Raw genomic sequence first — 20902 nt, forward strand, 5'->3', positions numbered from 1 at the left:
CTTCAGGCGGGGGCGACCGCGGACCAGGGGACCGTCAGCTCACCAAGGCGGATCCGCGGGTCCGGCACCGGCCAGCCACGAGCCACCAGCAGCCGGACCGTCTCCAGCCAGCGCGACTTCACCCCGAACGCCTGCTGCGGCGCGGCCGTGGCCCAGCAGATGTCCAGCTCCGAGAGCAAAGCGTGGACTCGTTCGCCAGGGACGTTCCGGTGGATCAGCGCCTTCGGCAGCCGTTCGGCGATCGTCGACGGCTTCTCGAGCCCCGCCAGCCGCATCGACAACGTCAGCGAAACCGGCCCGGAGGAAGACACCAGCACCCACGTCGACAGCCGGCCGATCTCGTCGCACGTGCCTTCGACCAGCAGGCCGCCCGGGGCCATCGAGTCCAGCACCAGCCCCCACGCGCCCGCGACCTCGTCCTCCGCGTACTGCCGCAGGACGTTGAACGCGCGCACCAGCACCGGCCGCGTCCCGGCCAGCTCGAACCCGCCGCGGCGGAAATCCAGCAACGGTGGCGACGCGGCGGGCAACGCGGCAGCGACCCGCGCGGGATCCAGCTCCAGGCCCAGTACCCGGACGTCCGGCCGGACGCGCCGCAGCCACCGGGCCAGCTCGACGGTCGTCACCGGCGATGCGCCGTAACCGAGGTCGACGACCAGCGGCGAGGCGGCCACGCGCAGCAGCCGGGTCGTCGCGGGCGCGTACGTGATCCACCGGTCGACCCGGCGGAGGCGGTTGGGATTGGTCGTGCCGCGGGTCGGTGCGCCGACCGGGCTCAGTTTGGTTCGGTGAGCCACTTCGCCGTGAATTCGGCCTCGCGCTCCAGCAGCTTCGTGACCTGCTCGGCGATCACGGTCTCCAGCTTCCCGCCGAACAGCGGGATCCGGACCGTGACCTCGCCGCTGATCCGCAGCACCGTCCGGTCGTCCTTGGCCAGCAAGGCCGTCCGCGCGGTGATCTCGCCCGGGACGCCGCCGACCTCGACCGTCGCGGTGCCCTGCCGGCCGGTGCCGTCGTTGCTGACGCGCCAGGTCTGCGTGCGGGTCACCAGCAGGTCGCCCTTGTGCAGCGTCCGCACCGCCTGAGGCAGCTTGTCCGCGCTGATGCCCTGCCGCAGCTCGTACCGCAGGTCCGTGCCGGAGACGTCGTACGACAGCAGCGCCGCGCCGTGCCCGCCGAGCTCCTCGAGCCGTGCCCGCAGCGCCTCTTCACCGGCGACCGCCGCGTACGTCGCGGCGACGTCGGCGGAGAACTCAGCACGGTGCTCGATCCGGGATCCCATGAGCCGGACAGTACCGTCAGACGCGTGAACACCGCCCGAACTCCCGCTCTCCCGAAGCTCTCCGCGTACACCACGCTGCGCCTTGGCGGCCCGGCCCGCGACTTCGTCAGCGCCGTGACCAGCGAAGACCTCGTCGCGGCGGTCCGCGAGGCCGACGCGGCGGGAGAACCGGTGCTGCTGCTCGGCGGCGGCTCCAACCTGGTGGTCGGCGACGCGGGGTTCGAGGGCACGCTGATCGAGGTGGCGAACACCGGCTGGCGCCGCGACGGTGACGTCGTGGACGTCGAAGCCGGCCAGAACTGGGACGCGTTCGTCGCCGGGCTCGTCGAAGCGGGACTCGGCGGCCTCGAATGCCTCTCCGGCATCCCGGGCAGCGTCGGCGCGACCCCGATCCAGAACGTCGGCGCGTACGGCTGCGAAGTCGCCGAGTCGATCGTCTCGGTGGAGCTGTACGACCGCCGGACGCGCGAAGTGCGCACGCTCAAGGCCGACGAACTCGGCTTCGCCTACCGCACCAGCGTCCTCAAGGGCACCGACTCCGGCGTCGTCCTGTCGGTCCGCTTCGAGATCCGCGAAGACGGCCTCTCGGCGCCCATCCGCTACGCCGAGCTGGCACGCACCCTCGGCGTCGAGATCGGCGCCCGCGTGCCGGCGGCGGAAGCGCGCGAAGCGGTGCTCAAGCTGCGTCGCGGCAAGGGCATGGTGCTCGACCCGGACGACCACGACACGTGGAGCGCGGGCTCGTTCTTCACCAACCCGATCGTCCCGTCGGCCGAGGCGGGAGCGGTGCTGGCGCGCATCACGGACAGCGTCGGCGCCGAGGTCCCGCAGTACCCGGCCGACGGCGGCGTCAAGCTGTCGGCGGCCTGGCTGATCGAGCGCGCCGGCTTCGCGAAGGGGTACCCCGGAGCGGGGAACCGCGTCTCGCTGTCGACGAAGCACACGCTGGCGCTGACCAACCGCGGTGACGCGACGACCGAAGACCTCTTGGGGCTGGCCCGGGAGGTCCGCGACGGGGTTTTCGCGCGGTTCGGCGTCCGGCTGCACCCGGAACCGCTCTTGATCAACTGCGTCATTTGAGCCGAACCGGGCAACCTGGACGTGTATGAGACGTCATTGTCGACATAGGCGGCGCCACCTGATCGGATGGTCTTCACCTTTCGGGAGGTAACGTCGGGTGGGCCACCAGCGCTAAGGGCGTGGACCCGCTGGTCGGTGGGGGATACACAGGAGGTTTCGGTGATCGAACGGCGTACGGTCTTCAAGGCCGCTCTGGCGGCGGGGGCCGCCCTGGTCGCCGCGGCGTGTTCGAGCACGAACGACGGCACCGCGCTGCCCACCGGCGCCGCGGGTGCCGACGGCGAGAGCGCGCAGCCCGTGGCGAAGATCACGGCCGAGCCCGCGGTCAACGCGAAGGACGTCGCCGTCCTCAAGCCGGTCACCATCAAGGTCGCCGACGGCAAGCTCACCGACTGCAAGGTGACCGCCGACGGCGGCAAGGCCGTCAAGGGCGACACCGCGCCGGACGGGCTCACCTGGACCAGTTCCGAGCCGCTCGGCTACGGCAAGACCTACACCTACGCGGCGAAGGCCACCGGCACCGACGGCAAGCCGGCCGAGCTCACCGGCACGTTCACCACGATCAGCCCGGCCAAGCAGGTCCGCGCCACGCTGAACCCGGCCGACAACCAGCAGGTCGGCGTGGCCATGCCGATCAGCGTCAAGTTCGCGTCGCCGGTCAAGGACCGCAAGGCGGTCGAGAAGGCCCTGTCCGTGAAGACGGACAAGGACGTCGAAGGCGCCTGGGGCTGGCTGTCGGACAGCCAGGTCGACTACCGGCCGAAGGAGTACTGGCCGCAGAACATCACCGTGAGCGTCGAGGCGAAGCTCTACGGCGTCGAGCTCGGTGGCGGCGCGTACGGCAAGGCCGACGTCACCACGAAGTTCAAGATCGGCCGCAACCAGGTCGTCAAGATCAACACGCCCGAGCACCAGATGCACGTCTACCGCGGCGGCTCGCAGGTCAAGAGCTACCCGTGCGCGAACGGCCTGGACGGCGAGGTCGACCGCAACACCCCCAACGGCACCTACATCATCATGAGCAAGGAACCGTCGGCGATCTTCGACAACGCGCGCTACGGCTACACGAACGTCAACAAGAAGTGGGCCTGCCGGTTCTCCAACCACGGCGAGTTCATCCACGAGAACCAGGACAACGCGGCCAACATCGGGAAGACCAACAACTCCCACGGCTGCGTCAACCTCCTCGAGGCCGACGCCAAGGACTACTTCGACTCGGCCCTGGTCGGCGACCCGGTCGAGATCACCGGCTCGCAGCTGTCCGCGCCGATGAACTCCGACGTCAAGGACTGGAACTACAGCTGGGCGGCCTGGCAAGGGCTGGGTGCGAAGTAACCCGTGCGCACCGAAGTCGTCGGGCACGGCGGGACACGGCTCGGCCTGCGGGTCGAAGGCGCCGGCAACAGCACGCCGATCGTGTTCGTGCACGGCTGGGCGCAGTCGGCGGGCTGCTGGGCCGCGCAGCTCGCCGACCCGGCGCTGACCGAGCGGTTCCGGCTGGTCGCGATGGACCTGCGCGGTCACGGCGCGTCCGACGTCCCGGCCACCGGCTACGACGACCCGGTCGTCTGGGCCGACGACCTCGCCGCGGTGCTCGACTTCGCCGGACCCGGCGCGATCGTCGTCGCCTGGTCCTACGGCGGCCTGGTGCTCACCGACCACATCCGCGTGCACGGCACCGCACGGCTGCGCGGCATCGTGCTCGTCGGCGCGATCACCGAAATCGGCCGCGACCGCGCGGGCGGGCGCGTCGGCCCGCTGATGCGCGAGCACATGCGGGCGATGCTTTCGGACGATCCGGACATCGCGGTCCCGGCGCTCACCGCGTTCAGCCGCGACATGACCGGCGGCCCGGTCCCCGGAGCCCAGGTCCAAGCCCTGCTCGGGGCTTCTCTGAGCGTGCCCCCTTCGGTCCGCGCGGCTCTCTTCCGCCGGGACATCGGCGGCGACGAAGTCCTGGCCACGGTCGACAAACCCACTCTCGTCGTGCACGGCTCCCGCGACGGCGTGATCGACCCGTCGACGGCGGAGCACACGATCGGGAAGATTCCGGGTGCCACCGGGCGTTGGTTCCTTGACGGGGGGCATGCGCCCTTCGCCGAGTCCGCGGACGAGTTCGACGCGGTGCTCCGGCAGTTCGCCGAGGAATGCTGACGTAACGCGGGAGACGACCAGGTGACCAGCTCCATCCGGGGGTTCCGTGCTGGGTTTTCCGGGGCCGAGCCCCAGACCCCGGCCGGGGGGCGAGGCCCCCTGAACCCCCCGAAAGCAGCGGTTCCGCGCCGGGTCGCGGTGCTGTCCGTGCACACCTCGCCGCTCGAGCAGCCGGGGACCGGCGACGCCGGTGGGATGAACGTCTACGTCAGCCAGACAGCGACCGAGATGGCCCGCCTGGGGGTCGAGGTCGAGGTGTTCACGCGCGCGACGGCGTCGGACCAGCCGCCGGTGGTCGAGCTGGCGCCGGGCGTGACCGTCCGGCACGTGCAGGCGGGGCCGTTCGAGCCGCTGAGCCGCGATGAGCTGCCGGCGCAGCTGTGCGCGTTCACCTCCGGCGTGCTGCGCACCGAGGCGTTCCACGAGCCCGGCTACTACGACCTCATCCACTCGCACTACTGGCTCTCGGGCCAGGTCGGCTGGCTGGCGCGCGACCGGTGGTCCGTGCCGCTGGTGCACACCGCGCACACCCTGGCGAAGGTGAAGAACGCCGCGCTCGCCGAGGGTGACAAGCCCGAGCCGCGCATCCGCGTGATCGGCGAGGAGCAGGTGGTCGCCGAGGCCGACCGGCTGGTCGCCAACACCGCCGTCGAGGCGCGGCAGCTCATCGAGCTCTACGACGCCGAGCCGCACGCGGTGCACGCCGTGCCGCCGGGGGTCGACCTCGAACGCTTCACGCCGGGTCCCCGGCAGGACGCCCGTGCTTTCCTCGGCCTGGCCGACGACGACGTCGTGCTGGCCTTCGCCGGGCGGATCCAGCCGCTCAAGGCGCCGGACGTGCTGCTGCACGCCGCGGCGGCCATGCTGCGCCGCCGCCCCGAGCTGGCGCCGCGCCTGGTCGTGCTGATCGTCGGCGGGCCGTCGGGCACCGGGCTGGAGCAGCCGCAGGCCCTGCGCGAGCTGGCGGTTTCGCTGGGCATCGAGCGGCAGGTCCGGTTCCTGCCGCCGCAGCCGGGTGCGGCGCTCGCGCGGGTGTTCCGCGCCGCCGACGTCGTCGCGGTGCCCAGCTACAACGAGTCGTTCGGGCTGGTCGCGCTGGAGGCGCAGGCCTGCGGGACGCCGGTGGTCGCGGCCGAGGTCGGCGGGCTGCCGGTGGCGGTGCCGCACGGCGTGTCCGGGCTGCTGGTCCCCGGCCACGGCGCGGAGGAGTGGGCGGACGCGCTGGCCGCGGTCGCCCTGCGCCCGGACCGGCGCGCCGAGCTCGGCGCGAACGCCGTCGTGCACGCGCGGCGGTTCTCCTGGCGCCGCACGACGGACGCGCTGCTGGACATCTATGCTCAGGCCACCAGCGCGTTCCGGCACGCGCTGGACCTGCGCGCGGAGGTGGCGGTGTGAGCCTGGACGAGCTGATCCAGTCTACTTTGGACTCAGCGGAGCTGAAGTACGACAAACGCGGTCCTGGCAAGTACTTCGTCACGCTGCCGGGGACGAAGAAGCTGCAGACGAACGCGTGGCTCGTCGACGGCGACCACGCGTTTTCGGTGGAGGCCTTCGTCTGCCGGCGTCCCGATGAGTCCCATGAGGACGTTTACCGGTTCCTGTTGCAGCGCAACGCGAAACTCTACGGTGTGCACTACACAGTGGACAGTCTCGGGGACATCTACCTGGTCGGCCGGTTCGGCAAGGAGACGATGTCCGCCGACGAGCTCGACAAGGTGCTCGGCCAGGTCCTGGAAGCCGTCGACGGCGACTTCAACACGCTGCTGGAGATCGGCTTCGCGACGTCGATCAAGCGCGAGTGGGACTGGCGCGTCTCCCGCGGCGAGTCGCTGGCCAACCTGCAGGCGTTCAAGCACCTCGTGGCGCCCGCGCAGCCGCACGAACCGGGCTTGACCGAGTCGTGACCCGGACCGTGCAACGGTCCTGAACCGGACATCCGTCTCATCGCCAGTCGAAACTGGAGGGAGACGCAGGATGCGGACTCGATGGAGAGCGGCGCTCGCGATCACGGCGGTGGCGTTCGTGCTGGCCGGCTGCTCGGCGGCGGAAAACGGAGCGTCCACGGCGGACAGTGCGGGGCCGGCGCGCGTGCCCGCCGCGCCCCAGCAGGGCACCGGCGCCGGGAAGCCCGAGCAGAATTCCAAGGTGACGCCGCCCCAGGCCGGCGCCACCGATCGCAAGCTCTCGCGCAGCGCGCGGCTGGAGCTGACGGCGACCAAGGTCGTCGACGTCGTCGCGGAGGCCCGCGGGATCGCGCTGGGCGCCGGCGGCTACACCGGGCAGGAGGCCACGGGCGAGACCTCGGCGACGCTGTCGCTGGCGGTGCCCGCGGACAAGCTCGACCCGGTACTCGACCAGCTTTCGCACCTGGGCTCTTCGCTGGTCAAGCGCGAGCTGAACACCCAGGACGTGACCGAGCAGGTCGTCGACGTCGAAGCGCGGCTGGCGACGCAGCGCAAGTCGGTCGAGCGGATCCGCGCGCTGCTCTCGCAGGCGACTTCGGTGTCGGACATCACGTCGATCGAGAGTGAGCTGACGAGCCGCGAGTCGACGCTCGAGTCGTTGGAACAGCAGCGGAACTCCCTGGCCGGCAGCGTCGCGATGGCGACGGTGGCGATGAGCATCCGCAGCGTGGCGGCGCCGGCACCGGCGCCGCAGGAGGACCGCAGCGGGTTCCTCGGCGGGCTGGCCGGCGGCTGGGACGCGTTCCTGACCTTCGGCGGGGGACTGCTGACGGTGCTGGGCGCGGTCGCGCCGTTCCTGCTGATCGTGGTGCCGCTGGGGTGGCTGGGCTGGCGGCTGAACCGCCGTCGCCGCCCGGTGAAGCCGGAGCCGGGGCCTGCCGAGGTGTGAGGTCGCGCGCCGGCGCTCCGGAAGGGAAGCGGAACAGGCGGGACGGCTCGAGGGAGGGGGGAGTCGCGATCTCGAGCCGCCCCGCTGAAGTTCCCGCCGATCAGGACCCGGTGACGAGGGGGGTGCCAACGGGGCCGGGCGGGCCGCGGCTCGGCAGGGGGGAGACGAGCCGCGGTCGAAGCCCGAAACCGGCCGGGGAGTGCGTGGAATCCGGCCGCTCGGGACGTAAGCCAACCTGTCAGATCTCGACCTGTAATCACAAGACTACTCACTAGTCCGTTCAGGTGAACTTCGGCCGCGACGATAACGGTGTGCAGTCTGATGCCCGGAATTTGCGCGTTGTTGGCACTCGGACTTGTCGGAGAGTGAGGTGTTACTTCGCGGTAACACACTCTGGGTAGGACGCGAGGTCACCGGTCGATCGAGTGGTCCGGTCTGGCAGGCTGTTCCCCATGGCCGAGATTGGGACGTTGGTGCTGCTCCGCCACGGGCAGAGCACGTGGAACGCGGAAAACCTGTTCACCGGCTGGGTGGACGTGCCGCTGTCGGAGCAGGGCGAGGGCGAAGCGCGCCTGGGCGGGCAGTTGCTGTCGGACTCCGGGCTGCTGCCGGACGTGGTGCACACCTCGCTGCTGCGCCGGGCGATCTCCACCGCGAACATCGCGCTGGACGCCGCCGACCGGCACTGGATCCCGGTGAAGCGCGACTGGCGCCTCAACGAGCGCCACTACGGCGCGCTGCAGGGCAAGAACAAGAAGCAGACCCTCGACGAGTTCGGCGAGGAGCAGTTCATGCTCTGGCGCCGCTCGTACGACACCCCGCCGCCGGCGATCGACCCGAAGGACGAGTGGAGCCAGGCGGGCGACGCGCGGTACGCGAACCTCGGCGACGACGCGCCGCTGACCGAGTGCCTCAAGGACGTCGTCGAGCGGCTGCTGCCGTACTGGGAGTCCGAGATCGTGCCGGACCTGCGCGCGGGCAAGACCGTGCTGGTCGCCGCGCACGGTAACTCGCTGCGCGCGCTGGTCAAGCACCTCGACGGGATCTCCGACGCCGACATCGCCGGACTCAACATCCCGACCGGCATCCCGCTGCGCTACGACCTCACGACCGACCTGAAGCCGGTCAAGGCGGGCGGCGAGTACCTCGACCCCGAGGCCGCCAAGGAAGCCGCCGCCGCGGTCGCCAACCAGGGCCGCTGACGCAAGTCCGTGAATGTCGCATTGAGGGACTCTGAGTCCCTCAATGCGACATTCACGGCTTTCAGGACCCCGTGACGGACCGGAGGCCGGACGCCTTCCAGCGGCCGTCCGCGCGGACGAGGTCGAGCGTCGCCGTCACCGGCTTGACGGACGCCTGGCCCGCCGCGTCCGTCACCTGCACGTTCACGTAGACCAGCACGGTCGCCTTGTCGGCGGTCACCGTGGTCACCCCGGTCATCAGGTCCGGCGGGACGGCCGACCGCCCGCCGCCCTTGCGGATCCCGTCGATGTACGCGGCCTTCCGCGTCCGGTACTGGGTCAGCAAGGGCTCGGCGGCGACGGCTTCGGCCCGCGCGTAACTGCCTTCCGGATCGGCGCTGTCCGACGACGCCAGCGCCGTCACGGCCGCCCGCGCCCCCGCCAGCGCCGAGTCGCGCAGGCCCGCCGCGCTGCCGTCGTCGGGGTGCGGCGCGGGCGGCGGCTGGGCCGGGCTGACGGCGATGTCCGACAGGCGCCAGCGCCCGCCGGCCGCGAGCGCGGTGAACGCGACCGTCGCCAGGCCCTTCGTCGTGCCGTTGACCTGTTCGAGCACGGTCAGCGCCCGCACCCGGTTCCCGGCGAGCTCCAGGGCCGCGGACGTCAGCACCCGCGTGGTCAGGTGCACCGGCTGCGGGTTGGTCCGGACCTCCTGGAACAGGGCGGTGTACTGCGTCTTCGCGGCGCCGGTGAGGTACGTCTCGGCGGTGCGGTCGAAGGCGGCCTTGTCGGTGGAGTCGTAGCTGAAGACGGCTTCGGCCGCGGTCTTCACGGCGCCGAGCGCGGCCGCCGTCGCCGGGGCGTCGATCACCGCGAGGTTCTCCGCGCCCGGGATCGGCGTGGCCGTGCCGGAAACCGCCGAGGAGCACGCCGAGGTCACCAGGACCAGCGCCAGCAGCGCTCGCTTCACAGGAGCCCGGCTTCGCGGGCCCGCGCCCCGGCCTGGAACCGCGACGACGCGCCGAGGATCTCCATCAGCTCCGCCACCCGCCGCCGGTAGGTCCGCAGGCCCACGCCGAGGGTGCGGGCCGCCGTCTCGTCCTTGCAGCCGGACGCCAGCTGATCGAGGATCTCGCGCGCGCCCAGTTCGGTGAACCGGGCCTGGTAGGACTCGAGGTCGGTGGCGCCCGCCCAGGCCGCTTCGTACAGCGACTGGATGCCCTGAACCAGCTCCGGGCTGCTGACGACGGTGTAGCTGCGGACGCCCCCGACGTTGTCGCCGGCCACGATCGCGATCCGCCGGTCCAGCAGGATCGTCTCGTTGACCTCGCGCTCCGTGATGCGGATGCGCGCGCCGTGCGTGGCCATGAACCGCAGGTGCTCCGCCAGTGCCGGGTCGAACAGGACGCCGGGCAGGTACATCTTGCGCACGTTCGTGTCGCGCACGGCCTGCTCCCGCTCGGGCGCGGTCGGGTGCGCCACCGACCACGTGTGCAGGTCGCGCGCCGCGCACGAGACCTCCGTCGCGGCCGCGAACAGGTGGGCCGTCCGCTCGAACAGCTCGGCTTCACCGCGCACCACGACGACGTCGCTGACTCTCTCCACGCATTCCATTCTGGCAGCTAAATGCCATTCCCGGCGCCGCTCGCGCCGGATCGCGAGGCTGGAGCCATGACCACGAACACCCTTCCCGCCGCCGCGGCGGGCACCTGGCAGCTCGGCTCCTTCGAAGTCAACCGGCTCGGCTTCGGCGCCATGCGCCTGATGTCCACTTCGGACGGCGGCATCCGCGCCCGCGAGACGTCGATCGCCGTGCTCCGCCGCGCCGTCGAGCTCGGCGTGAACCACATCGACACCGCCGTGTTCTACTTCGCCGGCCCGCGCTCGGCGAACGAGCTGATCAACCGCGCCCTCGCGCCGTACGACGGCCTGACGATCACCACCAAGGTCGGCCCGGGCCGCGACTTCACCGGCGCGTTCTACACCGCCCGGCCGGACCAGCTGCGGGCCCAGGTCGAAGAGAACCTCCGCGAGCTGGGCCTCGACCACCTCGACGTCGCCAACTACCGGATCGGCGAGGGCCTCGACCGCGGGGAAGGCTCGCTCGCCGACGGCTTCGGCGCGCTCGCCGAGCTGCGGCAGGAGGGGCTGATCCGCGAGCTGGGCATCTCGAACGTCGCGCCGCACCACCTGACCGAGGCGCTCGAGATCGCGCCGGTCGTCTGCGTCCAGAACCAGTACGGCCTCACCGCGCGGCGGGAGGACGACGAGCTCGTCCGGATGTGCGCCGAACGCGGGATCGCCTTCGTGCCGTTCTTCGCCGTCGCGAGCGGGGCGGGCGAGGACGCCCGCGTCGCCGAGGTCGCGCGCCGGCACGACGCCACCCCGGCCCAGGTGCGGCTCGCGTGGACCCTCCACCAAGGACCGCACGTGCTCGCCATCCCGGGCACCGGCGATGTCGCGCACCTCGAGCAGAACGTCGCCGCGGCGGCCTTGCGGCTCACCGAGGAGGACCTGAAGACTCTCGACGGTGATGCGTGATTCACCCGGAATGTCTCGCCGGGGAATCGATCGGGTGAACGCCGGCTGAAGCGGCGGCGAACATGTCCTTCCCAGGTGTCGCGGTGCTCACGACAAGGCGGACAACGCTAGGCCGAAGGACCACTTCTCAGCTTACGATCGGCCTGTGACCACGCCTGTTTCACTCGCACTGGCCATCGGAACCCTGGTGGCCGGTGCGGTGGTCGGCTACCTCGTCGCGCGGGCGCGAAGCCGGCGCGAAGTGGCCCGGCCGCCGGGCCCGACCGTCGCGGAGCTCCTGGAACGGCTGGTCCGGTCGTCGCACAACGGCGTCGTCGTGCTCAACCGGTTCGGCGACATGGTGCTGCACAACCCCCGTGCCTACGAGCTGGGCCTGGTGCGGGTCAACCAGGCCGACCCGCGGGCCCGCAAGGCCGCCGAGCAGGTCGCCGAGACCGACGAGCCGATGGAGATCGACCTCTCGCCGCTCGAAGCGCGCGGCCGCCAGCCGGAGGCGGTGCTCGGCCAGGTCCGGCCGCTCGGCGACGGCTTCACCGTCGTCGAGGCCGTCGACCACTCCGAGGCCATCCGCCTGGAGGCCGTGCGCCGCGACTTTGTCGCCAACGTCAGCCACGAGCTCAAGACCCCGGTCGGCGCGATCGCGCTGCTCACCGAGGCCGTGCTCGACGCCGCCGAGGACGTCGAGGAGGTCCGCCGCTTCGGCGGCAAGATCCTGCGCGAGTCCACCCGGCTCGGCCGGCTCGTCACCGAGCTGATCGCGCTTTCGCGGCTGCAGGGCGCCGAACGGCTGCCGGACCTCAACGTCGTCGAGATCGACGCCGTCGTCCGCGAAGCGCTCGGCCGGACGACGCTCTCGGCCGAGTCCGCCGACATCCGGATCACCACCGACACCCCGAGCGGCCTGCTCATCGAGGGCGACCGGACGCTGCTGGTCACCGCGCTGTCGAACCTGCTGGAGAACGCCGTCGCGTACTCGCCGGCCGGCAGCCCGGTGTCGATCTCGCGCCGGCTCGCCGACGGGATGGTCGAGGTCGCCGTCACCGACCGGGGGATCGGCATCGCCGAGGACGAGCAGCAGCGCGTGTTCGAGCGCTTCTACCGCGCCGACAGGGCTCGCTCGCGCGCCACCGGCGGCACCGGGCTGGGCCTGGCGATCGTCAAGCACGTCGCGGCCAACCACGGCGGCTCGGTCGGACTGTGGAGCCGGCCCGGCACCGGCTCGACGTTCACGCTGCGCATCCCCGCGCACGTCCGCCCCGACCCGGCCCCCGAGCCGGCGCGGGCCACCAAGACCTCGCCGGCACCACGGCAGGAGAAGACCCCCGAGCGCACCCCGAGGCTCGTGGTTACCGGGCAGGACAGCCCAGATCATGGAGGAAACCTGTGACCAGGGTTCTCATCGTCGAGGACGAGGAGTCGTTCGCCGACCCCCTCGCCTTCCTGCTGCGCAAGGAAGGGTTCACCGCGGCCGTGGCCGGCACCGGCCAGGCGGCGCTGGAGGAGTTCGACCGCAACGGCGCCGACATCGTGCTGCTCGACGTCATGCTGCCCGGGATGAGCGGCACCGACGTCTGCAAGCAGCTGCGCCAGCGCTCGGCCGTGCCGGTGATCATGGTGACCGCGCGCGACAGCGAGATCGACAAGGTCGTCGGCCTGGAGCTGGGCGCGGACGACTACGTGACGAAGCCCTACTCGGCGCGGGAGCTGATCGCGCGGGTCCGGGCGGTGCTGCGCCGCGGCGGCGAGCCGGGCTCGGAGGGCGAGCTGGCCCCGCTGGTGCTCTCGGCGGGTCCGGTCCGGATGGACGTCGAGCGGCACGTGGTGACCGTGGACGGTGCCGAGGTGTCGTTGCCGCTCAAGGAGTTCGACCTGCTGGAGTACCTGCTCCGCAACGTCGGCCGGGTGCTCACGCGCGGGCAGCTGATCGACCGAGTGTGGGGCGCGGACTACGTCGGCGACACGAAGACCCTGGACGTCCACGTGAAGCGCCTGCGCTCGAAGATCGAGCCGGACCCGGGCTCCCCGCGCCACCTGGTGACGGTCCGCGGCCTGGGTTACAAGTTCGAGACGTAGGCCCCCAGCGCCACTTTCGTGGGGAAAGTGTTGCGGAGGAACCCCCTCCACAACACTTTCCCCACGAAAGTGCGGCCTTGGCCGGACCGAGTGTTGTTGGTTACATGTTCGAGACCCGGCGCTGGGCCCGGTACCCTGGACCCCCGTGCGCCTAGGGGTACTCGACGTCGGTTCCAACACCGTCCACCTGCTCGTGGTCGATGCCCACCGTGGCGCCCACCCGACGCCGATGCATTCCGAGAAGTCCGTGCTCCGCCTGGCCGAGCAGATCACCCCCGGCGGCGAGCTCAGCAAGGCCGGCGCCGACGACCTCGTGACGGCCGTCGAATCCGCCAAGGACGCCGCCGCGCGGCTCGGCTGCGAAGAAGTCATGGCCTTCGCCACATCCGCGGTCCGCGAAGCGAAGAACTCCGCGAAGGTCCTCGCCCGCGTCGCCGACAAGACCGGCGTCGACCTGCGGGTCCTCTCCGGCACCGACGAAGCCCGGCTCACCTTCCTCGCCGTCCGCCGGTGGTACGGCTGGTCGGCCGGCCAGCTGCTCGTGCTCGACATCGGTGGTGGCTCGCTGGAGATCGCGATGGGCCGCGACGAAGAGCCCGTCCTGGCCGAGTCGCTGCCGCTGGGCGCGGGCCGCACCACGCGCACCCGCTTCAAGCACGACCCGCCGACGCGCTCCGAGCTCGTCGCGACGTCGGCCTGGCTCGACGACCAGCTCACCGAGCTGGCGCGGAAGGTCGCCAAATGGGGTGAACCCGATCGGGTCGTGGCGACGTCGAAGACGTTCCGGTCACTCGCCCGGCTGACCGGCGCCGCCCCCTCGGCGGCGGGCCCGCGCGTCCGACGTACGCTCACGGACACCGCACTGCGCCAGCTCCTGGCCTTCATCTCGCGGATGCCGTCGGCCGACCTCGCCCAGCTCGAGGGCGTCAGCTCGGGCCGGTCGCACCAGCTGGTGGCGGGCGCCCTCGTCGCGCAGGCCACGATGCGGGCGCTCGGATTGCCGGAACTCGAGATCTGCCCGTGGGCTCTGCGAGAAGGTGTCATCCTGCGGCGGCTGGACCATTCCAACGGCGCGGACGAAACCGGAGCCGCCCTCGTGGGGCGCTTCGGCGCACAGGAGGACCGGTGAAAGCAGGCGGCTGGACTTCCCGGAAGGTTAACGGGCACGGTGGAGAGGTGACGGACATGCAGAGGTCGGCGTTCAGCGCGCGCGGCGCCGCCGGCGTGCCGTCGTTTACCGCATCGCCGAGTGCCGAGGAGCCGGAGCGCGCAGGGGACGACCAGGTATGACGGACCAGACCGGAGGCGACCAGCCGCAGAAGACCGTGGCTGAGCTGCTCGCCCAGCACGGTGCCCAGGTCGACGGCGGCAACCGCCGTCGCCGGCGGCGCGCGGCCGAGGACGACGACGAGCCCGCCACCCCGGACTCCCCGCCCGGCGCGACCGGCTCCCACCGGCGCCCGGGGGTGTCCGACACCGGCCCGCAGGCGATCATCGACCGGGTCGCCGGCGAGGGCACACCTCCGCCGCCGAACCGGCCCGCCGGACGGCGCCGCGCCGAGCCGCCGTCCCCGCCGCCGCCCGCACCCCGCGCGGTCCCGCAGGACTCCCAGCCGCTGCCGCGGCCGGTCCCGCCGCCCCCGGCCCGGCCCGCCCCCGGTGGCGCCGAGTCCAGCCAGTACCAGCGCCCCCCGGCGCCGCCGCAGCAGTCGGGCCAGTTCTCCCGGCCGCCCCAGGAGTCCGGCCAGTTCGCGAACCCACCGGCGCGGCCGCCGCAGGAGTCCGCGCAGGTGCCCGTGCCGCCGCGCGCGCCCCGGCGTCAGCCGCCGCCGACCCCCCAGCCGTCCCAGCAGCTGCCCACTCCGCCGCCGCCCGCGGCCGCGGCCGAGGAGACCCGCGCGGCCGTCCCGCCGGTGCGCCGCCGCCCGCCGCCGGCTCCCCAGCCTTCGCAGCAGCTGCCGACCCCGCCGCCGCAGCCGTCCCAGCAGCTGCCGACGCCCCCGCCCTCCGGCGGCCCGCTGTCGGCCCGGCTCGACGGCCTCAACGGCACCCCGGACGCCGACATCGACGTCCCGCCGGGCCCGATGGCCAGTGGCACGTTCTCGACGCCGCCGGCCGCCCCCGGGCGCCCGCGCCGGGGCCCGGCGCGCCGTCCGCAGCCGCAGCAGGAGGCGTACACCGAGCAGTTCGACGCGGTGGCCGGCGAGCCGCCGCTGCCGCCCGCCCCGGCGCCGGGCAAGAAGAAGCCCGACGGCCCGGAGCCGTCGTCGCCGGGCGGGCTCGCGAACTGGCGCAAGCGCCGGCAGAAGGAGCAGCTGGAGGACACCGAGATCGGCGTCATGCCGGTGGTGCCCACCGACGCTCCGGCCGACGGCTACCCCGACGACGACTTCGAGCCCGAGGACTTCGCGCCGGAAAGCAGCGGCTACCAGGCCGCCTACGACGCCGGCCCGCCGACCGGCACGTACCCGCCGCCGATGCCGTTCGCGCCCGGCGACCGCGCCTCGCGCGCGCCGATCCCGGACGACCTCGAGCCCTACGAGCGCGAGTTCGCCGACGGCTACCCGGCCGACGGCCCGGACTTCGAGCAGGACGACTACGCCTACGAGCAGGGCGAAGGCTACGAGGACGACGAGTACGACGACGCGCCGGAGGCGATCGCCGAGCCGGAGCCCGTGACCTCGCCCGGCAAGGCGTGGCTGGCGCTGGCCGGCCAGCTGGCGATGGGTGTCGTCGGCGGCGCGGCCGTGTGGCTGGGCTTCAACTGGCTGTGGGTGAACATCCCCGCGGCCGCCCTGGTGGCGGCGCTGCTGGTGGTGGTCGCGCTGGTCTGGATCGTGCGGAAGATCCGCCGGGCCGAGGACCTGCAGACCACGGTGCTGGCGGTGCTGGTCGGCCTGGTCGTGACGGTGTCCCCGGCGGCGTTGCTGCTCGTCGGCCGCTGACGTCACACGTGACGAAGGTGCCCTTCGGCCGCGTTCGGTGACGAGGCAGGATGGCGCGCGTGACAGACGAGAAGCCGGTCCCCGTCGGGCTCAGCACGGCGTCCGTGTGGCCCCTCAAGGCCGGGACCGCCTTCGAGCTCGCCGCCGAGCTCGGGTACGACGGCGTCGAGGTGATGGTCTGGGCCGACCCGGTCAGCCAGGACGTCAGCGCCCTGCGCCGGTGGTCGCGCCGCACCGGGGTGCCCGTGCTGTCCATCCACTCGCCGTCGCTGCTGATCACCCAGCGGATCTGGTCACCCGACCCCGTGGTGCGGCTGCGGATGTCCGTCGACGCCGCTCTCGAGCTCGGCGCGCGCACCGTCGTCGTGCACCCGCCGTTCCGGTGGCAGCGCCGGTACGGCGACGCGTTCGGCGATCTCGTCGACGAGCTGGAGGAGTCCAGCGGGATCGAAATCGCCGTGGAGAACATGTTCAAGGTGCGCCCGCCGGGTGGTTCGAAGAATTCGCGCGTGTCCGCGTTCCGGCCCTCGATCGACCCGACGGACGTCGGTTTCCGGCACTACACGCTCGACCTGTCCCACACCGCGGCGGCCCGGATGGACGCCCTCGCGCTGGCGCAGCGGATGGGGGAGGGTCTCTCGCACGTCCACCTGGCGGACGGCACCGGCCTCCCGAAGGACGAGCACCTGGTGCCCGGGCGGGGTGGCCAGCCCTGCGCCGAGCTCCTGGAGAAGCTGGTCAGCAGCGGTTTCGCCGGGCAGATCGTGCTGGAGATCAACACCCGGCACGCCGGGACCGGCGCCCAGCGGGTCCGGGATCTGGCGGAGGCATTGCTGTTCGCGCGATTCCACCTAGGGCAGTAACTGCGCACTTCCGGCGGACACGACTGCTCCCGGGTCCATTTACGGCGGCCGAACACGTAAAGTTCCGGCTGTGAAACCGTCGCGCTCGCTGATCGTCACCTCGCCGGATTCCCGCGTTGGCACGGCGCGTTCGTGAGCGGAACGGACGGCACCGCCGTGTCCTTCGACACGGCGAGTGCGGCGCGGTCGCTGGGGGACGGCACCTTCACCGCGGTGCTGCGTGCGGAGTGGGCCATCGGCTCGCACCCGCACGGGGGATTCCTGCTGGCCCTGCTGGCCAAGGCGGCGATCGCCGCGCTGCACGAGCGGGGTGAGCCGCACGCGGAGCCGCTCGTCGTGAGCGCGGAGTTCCTGCACGCGCCCGCGCTCGGCCCGGTGCTGCTGCGCACGGACCTCCGGAAGGTCGGCCGCCGTGCGACGGTCGTCGAGGTCCGGCTTGAGCAGCGCGGCCGCAGCTGCGTCGAGGCGCGCGTGACGACCGGGCGGCTGCCGATGCGGCGCCCGGAGTGGACGGACGTGCCGTCGATGCCCGCCGAGCCGTCACCCGGCGCGCTCGCGATGGCCGAGAGCACCGAGGGCCCGTTCAACCTGGCCAAGGGCTGCGAGGTCCGCCTCGATCCGGCGACCGCGGGCTACCTGGCCGGGCGCACCGACGAGCCGCCCCGGATGCGGCTGTGGGTCCGCCCCCGCCACAGCCTGGTCGACCCGTTCTTCACGCTCCTGGCGTCCGACGTCAACCCGCCGGTGGTGATGAACCTCGGCCGCATCGGCTGGGCACCGACGGTCCAGCTGACGGCGCTGCTGCGCACGCGCCCGGCCCCGGGGTGGCTGCGGGTGGTGGTGGAGTCCCGCTCGGTGCACGAGTCGTGGTTCGACTCGGACGCGACGGTGATCGACTCCCAGGGGCGGCTGGTGTGCCAGGCCCGGCAGCTGGGCCTGGCCCCGGCGCCAGGCGGCTGAGCCCGAGCCCGAGCGGTGCCGGGGAACGGCGGGCGGCCGGACCAGGTGGCCGGGCGACGCGGCTGGGTCTCGCCCCGGCACCGGGCGGCTGAGCCGGGTCTCGGTTGGTTCCGGTACCGCGACGGTTCGGTGAAGCGTCAGACAAGGCAGCGGGGGCTCGCGCCGCGCGGGCTGAGCTGGGTTACGCCCGGCACCGTGCGGCTGAGTCGGGTCTCGGTCGGCTGCGGCATCGGCCGGGGCGGCGGTGCGCCAGGCGAGGCAGCGGGCCCCGCGCCGCGCGGGCTGAGCGGTGCCGGGGAACGGCGCGCGGCCGGAACGGGTGGCCGGGCGAGGCGGCCGGGTCTCGCCCCGGCACCGGGCCGCTGAGGCGCGTTTGGCACGCTTTACGGCATGACGGTCATCGCGGTGCTGGGTGCGGGGAAGATCGGCGAGGCGTTGCTCTCGGGGCTGCTGCACGGCGGCCACGAGCCGGGCGATCTCCTCTTCACCGAGCGGTACCCGGCGCGCGTCGAAGAGCTCACCGCGCGCTACGGCATCCGCGGGGTCGAGGTCGAGGAAGCCGCCAAGCAGGCCGATGTCCTGGTCGTGGCCGTGAAGCCGCAGGACATCGAGCCGGTGCTCGACGAGCTCGCGCCGCTGCTGAACCCGTCTTCGCTGGTCGTTTCGCTGTGCGCCGGGCTGCCGACGTCGCTGTACGAGCGGCGGCTGGCCGAGGGCGTCCCCGTCGTGCGGGTCATGCCGAACACCCCGATGCTGGTCAACGAGGCCATGAGCGCCATCTCCGCGGGCCGCTGGGCCACCGCCGACCACCTCGCGACCGTGCGCGACCTGCTCTCGCACGTCGGCCAGGTCGTCGAGGTGCCCGAGGGGCAGCAGGACGCCGTCACGGCGCTGTCCGGCTCCGGTCCGGCGTACTTCTTCTACCTGGTCGAAGCCATGATCGACGCCGGCATCCTGCTGGGGCTGCCGCGGGCACTGGCCGGGCAGCTGATCATCCAGTCGGCCGTCGGCGCGGCGAAGATGCTGGCCGAGTCCGACGAGCACCCCGTGCTGCTGCGCGAGGCCGTGACGTCGCCGGCGGGCACGACCATCAACGCGATCCGCGAGCTCGAGAAGCACGGCGTCCGGGCGGCGCTGCTCGATGCGATCGAGGCGGCGAAGGACCGGTCCGAGGCACTGGGCAAGGCTCACGAAGGCTGACGGGGCCGCCAGTCCGCGGCCCAGGCGTCGAGCCGCATCAGCGTCTCGAACAGGGATTTCCCCTGTTCGGTGAGCGCGTAGCCGTCGCCGGCGTGGTCGGCTAAATCCGCTTCGCCCAGCTCGCGCAGCCGCGTGGCCAGCACGCTGGACGAGACGCCGTCGCACCGCTGCTGCAGCTCGCGGAACGTCGGCTTCGCGCCGTCGCGCAGCTCCCACAGGATCCGCAGGGTCCAGCGCCGGCCCAGCAGGTCGAGCAACGCCATGATCGGGCGGCCGGTCGTCGAACCGCGGACCGGGCGGCCGGGCAGAGGAGTCGTCATTGCTTTCCTTTCCGAAGCGCTCGATGCTAGCGTGCCGGACGTGCCTCTGAAATCGAAGCAGCCGCGGATCGCGCCCCTCGAGCCGCCGTTCGACGCCGAGACCGGCGCGGTGCTCGACGAGCTCGGGCCGCCACTGCAGCTGTTCCGGGTCTGGGCGCGCCGCCCCGGCCTCGCCCGCGGTGTCGCGAGCTGGGGCCGCTACTACTTCTCGCGGCAGTCCGCGCTGAGCGTCCGGCAGCGTGAGCTGGTCATCGACCGGACGACGGCGCTGTGCGGCGCCGCCTACGAGTGGGGGGTGCACGTCGCCGTCTTCGCCGCCAAGGCCGGCCTCGATGCCGAGCAGATCCGCTCGCTGGCCGGCGGGAGCCCGGCCGACGGCTGCTGGTCCCCGCAGGACCGCGCGGTGCTCGCGGCCGTCGACGAGCTGCACGCGACGTCGGACCTGTCGGACGAGGCCTGGGCGGACCTGGTGGCCGCGGCCGGGGAGGACGGCGCGCTCGACCTGCTGCTCGTCTGCGGCTGGTACCACGCCATTTCGTTCACCGTCCGGGCCCTGCGGCTGCCCCTCGAACCGGGTTCTGCGCGCCCGGAATCGCCGTAATGGGCGATTGCGGCGGTCTTGCACGCGCGGGTGCTCATGCGTTAGCGCTGGTAGGAGCCCATCTCGGTGACAGGCGTCGCATTAGTCCCACCAGTCCCGCTACTCTCGATAGAGCACGTGCGTGTCGGTACCACAGGTGGGGAAGCCTCGTGGCGCGACGCGTGTCGAAGGACGCGGTAAACATGTCGCCGAACAAGAAGGAGGATCTGCCGGCAGTCGGGCAGGTCCAGTTCCTGACGGTCGCCGAGGTGGCCACGCTGATGCGGGTCTCCAAGATGACCGTCTACCGTCTCGTGCATTCGGGAGAGCTGCCCGCCGTCAGGGTGGGCAAGTCGTTCCGGGTGCCGGAGAAAGCAGTGCACGAGTACCTCCAGGGTGCGTATTACGACGTGGGCTGAAACAACCGGAGCTTCGCTCCGGGCCGGGGGGCTCCGCCACCCGGACCCCCGAAAGGCCTGCTGAACCGGTCGCCGGGCACGCCGTGGCCAGCGGCGCGCAGCGCTACACCGTGCCCGCCGACCGGCCCGCACACCGTGGCGGGTAACCTGGAAAACCGCTCGTGCCTGTGCGCTCCACCCGTTGGACGCTGCGCCGGGCAGCGTGACCGACGACGACCTAAGGAGCGCCCATGGGCTCTGTGATCAAGAAGCGCCGCAAGCGCATGTCGAAGAAGAAGCACCGCAAGCTGCTTCGCCGCACGCGAGTGCAGCGTCGTAAGGCCGGCAAGTAAGACCCAGCCTTGCGTAGTCGTGGGGCGGCGAAGCCCTTTGCGGGGCGAACTCACGTTGTTGGTTGGGTCCCCCCCCCCTTGATTGGGCGTTCTTTTGTTTTTTTGAGGAAGAGAGGTTGCCA

Annotated in this window: 23 protein-coding genes; 18 read left to right on the forward strand and 5 right to left on the reverse strand. The window is 72.2% G+C overall.

The features are described from left to right. Positions 1 to 2: 2 nt before the first annotated feature. Both ACZ4TR_RS37525 and ACZ4TR_RS37530 read right to left on the reverse strand, forming a co-directional pair. On the reverse strand, positions 3 to 797 hold the full coding sequence (locus ACZ4TR_RS37525) for a class I SAM-dependent methyltransferase (protein WP_465292856.1): 795 nt from the start codon (positions 795 to 797) through the stop codon (positions 3 to 5). Next, positions 776 to 1282: a DUF2505 domain-containing protein gene (locus ACZ4TR_RS37530; protein ID WP_364525684.1), complete on the reverse strand. Its 507-nt coding sequence runs from the start codon at positions 1280 to 1282 to the stop codon at positions 776 to 778. Before ACZ4TR_RS37530 ends, ACZ4TR_RS37525 begins: the two co-directional genes overlap by 22 nt. Positions 1283 to 1306: 24 nt before the next feature. Between ACZ4TR_RS37530 and ACZ4TR_RS37535 the strand changes: the two genes are divergently transcribed. From ACZ4TR_RS37535 to ACZ4TR_RS37565, 7 genes are all read left to right on the forward strand, one after another. Further along, positions 1307 to 2362, forward strand: a complete 1056-nt coding sequence (locus ACZ4TR_RS37535) for a UDP-N-acetylmuramate dehydrogenase (protein WP_465292858.1) — start codon at positions 1307 to 1309, stop codon at positions 2360 to 2362. 159 nt (positions 2363 to 2521) lie between these two features. Beyond that, positions 2522 to 3697, forward strand: coding sequence for a L,D-transpeptidase (locus ACZ4TR_RS37540; RefSeq protein WP_364525688.1), 1176 nt, complete (start codon positions 2522 to 2524; stop codon positions 3695 to 3697). 3 nt (positions 3698 to 3700) lie between these two features. Next, a complete protein-coding gene (locus ACZ4TR_RS37545) occupies positions 3701 to 4516 on the forward strand; it encodes an alpha/beta fold hydrolase (protein WP_364525690.1) in 816 nt (271 codons plus the stop codon). A gap of 99 nt (positions 4517 to 4615) precedes the next feature. Further along, complete coding sequence (mshA, locus tag ACZ4TR_RS37550) at positions 4616 to 5911, forward strand: D-inositol-3-phosphate glycosyltransferase (RefSeq protein ID WP_465293109.1); 1296 nt, start codon at positions 4616 to 4618, stop codon at positions 5909 to 5911. Then, complete coding sequence (locus tag ACZ4TR_RS37555; protein WP_465292860.1) at positions 5908 to 6420, forward strand: type III secretion system chaperone family protein; 513 nt, start codon at positions 5908 to 5910, stop codon at positions 6418 to 6420. The genes mshA and ACZ4TR_RS37555 overlap by 4 nt, the downstream gene beginning before the upstream one ends. A gap of 70 nt (positions 6421 to 6490) precedes the next feature. Further along, positions 6491 to 7369, forward strand: coding sequence for a DUF4349 domain-containing protein (locus ACZ4TR_RS37560; protein ID WP_364525694.1), 879 nt, complete (start codon positions 6491 to 6493; stop codon positions 7367 to 7369). A 452-nt stretch (positions 7370 to 7821) separates the two neighbouring features. Continuing rightward, complete coding sequence (locus ACZ4TR_RS37565; protein ID WP_465292862.1) at positions 7822 to 8571, forward strand: phosphoglyceromutase; 750 nt, start codon at positions 7822 to 7824, stop codon at positions 8569 to 8571. A gap of 61 nt (positions 8572 to 8632) precedes the next feature. Here ACZ4TR_RS37565 and ACZ4TR_RS37570 read toward each other — a convergent pair whose 3' ends face one another. Both ACZ4TR_RS37570 and ACZ4TR_RS37575 read right to left on the reverse strand, forming a co-directional pair. Then, entirely contained in the window at positions 8633 to 9517 is an 885-nt protein-coding gene (locus ACZ4TR_RS37570; protein ID WP_465292864.1) for a hypothetical protein, read from the reverse strand. Beyond that, positions 9514 to 10152 (reverse strand): helix-turn-helix domain-containing protein, encoded by a 639-nt coding sequence (locus ACZ4TR_RS37575; protein ID WP_364525700.1) that lies wholly within the window; start codon positions 10150 to 10152, stop codon positions 9514 to 9516. The genes ACZ4TR_RS37570 and ACZ4TR_RS37575 overlap by 4 nt, the downstream gene beginning before the upstream one ends. 66 nt (positions 10153 to 10218) lie before the next feature. On the opposite strand from ACZ4TR_RS37575, the gene ACZ4TR_RS37580 reads away from it, so the two are divergent. From ACZ4TR_RS37580 to proC, 8 genes are all read left to right on the forward strand, one after another. Further along, the gene (locus tag ACZ4TR_RS37580; protein WP_465292866.1) at positions 10219 to 11088 is read left to right on the forward strand and encodes an oxidoreductase; all 870 of its coding nucleotides are present in this window, start codon (positions 10219 to 10221) and stop codon (positions 11086 to 11088) included. A 145-nt stretch (positions 11089 to 11233) separates the two neighbouring features. Then, the gene (locus tag ACZ4TR_RS37585; RefSeq protein ID WP_364525704.1) at positions 11234 to 12475 is read left to right on the forward strand and encodes a sensor histidine kinase; all 1242 of its coding nucleotides are present in this window, start codon (positions 11234 to 11236) and stop codon (positions 12473 to 12475) included. Further along, complete coding sequence (locus tag ACZ4TR_RS37590) at positions 12472 to 13161, forward strand: response regulator transcription factor (protein WP_364525706.1); 690 nt, start codon at positions 12472 to 12474, stop codon at positions 13159 to 13161. Before ACZ4TR_RS37585 ends, ACZ4TR_RS37590 begins: the two co-directional genes overlap by 4 nt. Positions 13162 to 13306: 145 nt before the next feature. Continuing rightward, a complete protein-coding gene (locus ACZ4TR_RS37595) occupies positions 13307 to 14290 on the forward strand; it encodes a Ppx/GppA phosphatase family protein (protein ID WP_465292867.1) in 984 nt (327 codons plus the stop codon). A gap of 157 nt (positions 14291 to 14447) precedes the next feature. Next, positions 14448 to 16106 carry a hypothetical protein gene (locus tag ACZ4TR_RS37600; RefSeq protein ID WP_465292869.1) on the forward strand — a complete coding sequence of 553 codons (1659 nt, stop codon included), beginning with the start codon at positions 14448 to 14450 and terminating at the stop codon, positions 16104 to 16106. Between the two features lie 50 nt (positions 16107 to 16156). Further along, positions 16157 to 16969: a sugar phosphate isomerase/epimerase family protein gene (locus tag ACZ4TR_RS37605; protein ID WP_465292871.1), complete on the forward strand. Its 813-nt coding sequence runs from the start codon at positions 16157 to 16159 to the stop codon at positions 16967 to 16969. A 132-nt stretch (positions 16970 to 17101) separates the two neighbouring features. Further along, a complete protein-coding gene (locus ACZ4TR_RS37610; protein ID WP_465292873.1) occupies positions 17102 to 17929 on the forward strand; it encodes a thioesterase family protein in 828 nt (275 codons plus the stop codon). Positions 17930 to 18319: 390 nt separating this feature from the next. Beyond that, on the forward strand, positions 18320 to 19129 hold the full coding sequence (gene proC, locus ACZ4TR_RS37615) for a pyrroline-5-carboxylate reductase (RefSeq protein ID WP_465292875.1): 810 nt from the start codon (positions 18320 to 18322) through the stop codon (positions 19127 to 19129). Here proC and ACZ4TR_RS37620 read toward each other — a convergent pair. Then, positions 19117 to 19449 (reverse strand): winged helix-turn-helix transcriptional regulator, encoded by a 333-nt coding sequence (locus ACZ4TR_RS37620; protein ID WP_364525718.1) that lies wholly within the window; start codon positions 19447 to 19449, stop codon positions 19117 to 19119. The genes proC and ACZ4TR_RS37620 overlap by 13 nt on opposite strands. A gap of 40 nt (positions 19450 to 19489) precedes the next feature. Here ACZ4TR_RS37620 and ACZ4TR_RS37625 point away from each other — a divergent pair, with 40 nt between their 5' ends. The 3 genes from ACZ4TR_RS37625 (at position 19490) to ACZ4TR_RS37635 (ending at position 20780) form a co-directional block, all read left to right on the forward strand. Continuing rightward, complete coding sequence (locus tag ACZ4TR_RS37625; protein ID WP_465292877.1) at positions 19490 to 20050, forward strand: carboxymuconolactone decarboxylase family protein; 561 nt, start codon at positions 19490 to 19492, stop codon at positions 20048 to 20050. Positions 20051 to 20232: 182 nt separating this feature from the next. Beyond that, on the forward strand, positions 20233 to 20448 hold the full coding sequence (locus ACZ4TR_RS37630) for a helix-turn-helix domain-containing protein (protein WP_013222402.1): 216 nt from the start codon (positions 20233 to 20235) through the stop codon (positions 20446 to 20448). A gap of 230 nt (positions 20449 to 20678) precedes the next feature. Beyond that, positions 20679 to 20780, forward strand: coding sequence for a 30S ribosomal protein bS22 (locus ACZ4TR_RS37635; RefSeq protein WP_007030867.1), 102 nt, complete (start codon positions 20679 to 20681; stop codon positions 20778 to 20780). The last annotated feature ends 122 nt before the right edge of the window (positions 20781 to 20902 follow it).

It is taken from the genome of Amycolatopsis sp. NPDC028719 (assembly GCF_055565395.1).

What these genes read in the sequence shown, in the direction of transcription:
- ACZ4TR_RS37635 (WP_007030867.1), top strand. Translation starts at nt 20,679, where the DNA reads ATGGGCTCTGTGATCAAGAAGCGCCGCAAGCGCATGTCGAAGAAGAAG.
- ACZ4TR_RS37530 (WP_364525684.1), bottom strand. Translation starts at nt 1,282, where the DNA reads ATGGGATCCCGGATCGAGCACCGTGCTGAGTTCTCCGCCGACGTCGCC.
- ACZ4TR_RS37560 (WP_364525694.1), top strand. Translation starts at nt 6,491, where the DNA reads ATGCGGACTCGATGGAGAGCGGCGCTCGCGATCACGGCGGTGGCGTTC.
- proC (WP_465292875.1), top strand. Translation starts at nt 18,320, where the DNA reads ATGACGGTCATCGCGGTGCTGGGTGCGGGGAAGATCGGCGAGGCGTTG.
- ACZ4TR_RS37620 (WP_364525718.1), bottom strand. Translation starts at nt 19,449, where the DNA reads ATGACGACTCCTCTGCCCGGCCGCCCGGTCCGCGGTTCGACGACCGGC.
- ACZ4TR_RS37630 (WP_013222402.1), top strand. Translation starts at nt 20,233, where the DNA reads ATGTCGCCGAACAAGAAGGAGGATCTGCCGGCAGTCGGGCAGGTCCAG.
- ACZ4TR_RS37580 (WP_465292866.1), top strand. Translation starts at nt 10,219, where the DNA reads ATGACCACGAACACCCTTCCCGCCGCCGCGGCGGGCACCTGGCAGCTC.
- ACZ4TR_RS37600 (WP_465292869.1), top strand. Translation starts at nt 14,448, where the DNA reads ATGACGGACCAGACCGGAGGCGACCAGCCGCAGAAGACCGTGGCTGAG.
- ACZ4TR_RS37565 (WP_465292862.1), top strand. Translation starts at nt 7,822, where the DNA reads ATGGCCGAGATTGGGACGTTGGTGCTGCTCCGCCACGGGCAGAGCACG.
- ACZ4TR_RS37605 (WP_465292871.1), top strand. Translation starts at nt 16,157, where the DNA reads ATGGCGCGCGTGACAGACGAGAAGCCGGTCCCCGTCGGGCTCAGCACG.